Annotated in this window: 2 protein-coding genes; both read right to left on the reverse strand. The window is 66.1% G+C overall.

The window, feature by feature from the left end; all coding sequences use genetic code 11:
- Positions 1-131: 131 nt before the first annotated feature.
- Positions 132-857 (reverse strand): ATP-binding protein, encoded by a 726-nt coding sequence (locus AC5Y4D_RS27235; RefSeq protein WP_240263800.1) that lies wholly within the window; start codon positions 855-857, stop codon positions 132-134.
- Positions 858-904: 47 nt separating this feature from the next.
- Positions 905-2,422, reverse strand: coding sequence for an IS21 family transposase (gene istA / locus AC5Y4D_RS27240; protein WP_240258325.1), 1,518 nt, complete (start codon positions 2,420-2,422; stop codon positions 905-907).
- Positions 2,423-2,638: the final 216 nt, after the last annotated feature.

Consider the following 2,638-nt stretch of genomic DNA (forward strand, 5'->3'; position numbering starts at 1 on the left):
TGTCAATGGACAGCTGAAACTGCCCGTGGGCGGACATGAGAACTGCCCGTAGGTGGCCAATAAGAACTGCCCAGTGGCGGACACGAATCTGCCCATTAGGGTGTGTCCGCCACCGGTGGTTGAGGCCGTTGTCAGCTCAAGGGTTTGACTCCCTTCCCGTGCAGGGCTTGGGCCAGCCGCACGGAGTCTCCGCTGGTCTGGCACAGGTGCGCGTGATGCAGCAGCCGGTCCACGGTGGCAGTCGCCAACGTCTTGGGCATCAGCTCATCGAAACCACTGGGGTGCAGGTTCGATGAGATCGCCACCGAGCGCCGTTCATAGGCGGCCTCGACGATGCGGTAGAGCCCTTCAGCGGCATCGGCACCGACGGGCAACAGTCCAACGTCGTCAATCACCACGAGCTCGGCACGCACGATCTTGGCCACGGCCTTGCCCAACGAATCGTCAGCGCGGTGCGCCCGAACCAGGACCCCGATCTGCTCGAGGGTGAACCACGCCACCGGCATCCCGGCTTCGATGACCTTCTGCCCCAACGCTTCGAGGAAGAACGTCTTGCCGGTGCCAGCGGGCCCGCAGACCACCAGGTTCTCCCGACGACCCACCCACTCCAGGGTCTGTAGCGCCTGCTGGGTCGGTAACGGGATCGACGACGCATTGGGGTCCCACACGTCGAATGTCTTCCCGGTCGGGAAGCCGGCGGCTTTGCGGCGGGCGGCCAGCATGGACCGGGCCCGGCCGGCGGACTCCTCGGTCAGCAGCGCTTTGATCACCTCGGTGGGGTCCCAGCGTTGAGCTCGGGCAGTGGCCAGCACGTCGGCGGCGATCGCGCGGGCGTGCGGCAACCGCAGCCCACGCATCAGCGCTTCGACGTCGGCGGGTAGCGACGCGGTGGTCGTGGTGGTAGTCACGCGATGCCTGCCTCGTCAGCGTCGATAACGTTGCGGCCGAATAAGTTCCACCCACTGGTTCCTTGCGCCAGGGAGGTGTCTTCGTCGGCGCCGCGGCGAGTGGTGTCCATGCCCTTGCTGGCGAGGATGGAATCAAGGTCACCGGTGGCGAAGCGACCGTGCACGCCAGCATGCCCGAGCGCCCAGTCGACATCGGCGCGGCCGGTTAACGCCGACAGTTCCACCGCGTGGGCCATCTTCTGCAGGATCCGTTCGGTGCCGACGGCGGCGGCTTCTTTGAGCCACACCGCCGCACCCGGCCCCAGCGCCAGGAAGGTCTGCTCACTGACAGTGCGGGCCCGCACCCGGTAATCACCGGGCACCTTGTCCCGATGCTCAGGGAAGTGGTCATCGTTGATGGCGGGACTACCGGGGGCGGCGCGGCGATGCCGCGCCACCTCCACCGGGCCGCCGCCATCAAGAGCGCAGATCACCACCTCATCGGTGCCGTCGTGGTCACGGATCCACACTGTCTGGCCCAGAAGAGTTGCGGGCAGCGAGTATTGGCAGTGGTCGAAGGTGACCATCGGGGTGTTGTCGGGAACCCGGCGGGTCACCCCCAACGCGGCGGTGTGGGGCAGGTCAGGAACCGCGTGCAGGGCCGGGCGTTCCTGAATGAGCATCTCGGCCGGCCGGCGTCCCGTGATCCGGTGCACGCGGGCGTTGATCTCGGTGGTGAAACCGGCGCATGCGGCTTCGACGTCGGCGAACGAGTCGTACTGCGGCAGGAGGTTGGTCTCAGTAGGCACGATGTCGGCTTTGGCGAGCTTCACCGCGTTCTCCACCCCACCCTTGGTGGCTGGGTCGGCGGGTTCACACGTCAGCACCGAAAGGCCGTAGTAGCGGCCGAAGGTGACCGCGGCCCGGTTGCGGACCGGAACTCCGGCGATGTGTCCAGTGGTGACGGTCTTCTCGTTGTCGGTGAGCAGGTAGGTCGGAGCACCACCGACGATGCGAAAGATGCGGTCCAGGCCGGCGAAGACACTGGGTGCGGTGCGGTCCCGCAAAGCCACCACGACGCGGTAGCGGCTCCACGCCAGCCACGCCACGAGCAGCACGATCTTGCGGCCGGCGACAAGGGGGCCGTCGGCGAAGTCGTACTGTAGCCACAGTCCTGGCTCGGTGATCCAGGGCCGGTGCACGCGTGTATTGCCAAGGCGCCATTGCGCTTTGATCTCCGCCAACGAACGGCGGGTGGTGCGGTCGGTGCCGGTGTAGCCCAACGCCACCAGCTTGTCGTGGGCTTTGTCGCCGCGGATCTTGCCCTTCGAATCAGCGACCCAGGTTTCCAGCAGGTCGCGCCAATCATCGATCATCCGGGCCCGCCGCGTGGCCGGGGGCAGCCCAGCGTTGCGATCCTCGACCGCTTTCTTCACGGTGTGGTGCGAGCACCCACACAGCTCGGCCGCGGCGCGGTAGGACCCGGTCAGGTCGTAGGCATTGAGTATTTCCATGAGTTCTCCGTCAGACTTCAAGTAGGTCTCTCCTGGGGTTGTCGGGTCGACTAGGCATCGACATCGAAACCGCAGGAGAGGCCGCCCCAGCGCAGACGCGCCGAACGACATCAAGTAGGTCTGGGCAGATTCATGGCCGCCTGCGGGCACTTTCGTATCCGCCGGTGGGCAGTTCTTATTGGCCGCGAACGGGCACTTTCATGTCCGCCAGTGGGCAGTTTTTCATGTCCGCCGACA

The sequence above is a fragment of the Mycobacterium sp. NGS67 genome (assembly GCF_059812185.1).

Excerpts from the sequence above, each read along its gene's own strand:
- AC5Y4D_RS27235 (WP_240263800.1), bottom strand. The coding sequence starts at position 857 with ATGCGTGGGCTGCGGTTGCCGCACGCCCGCGCGATCGCCGCCGACGTG.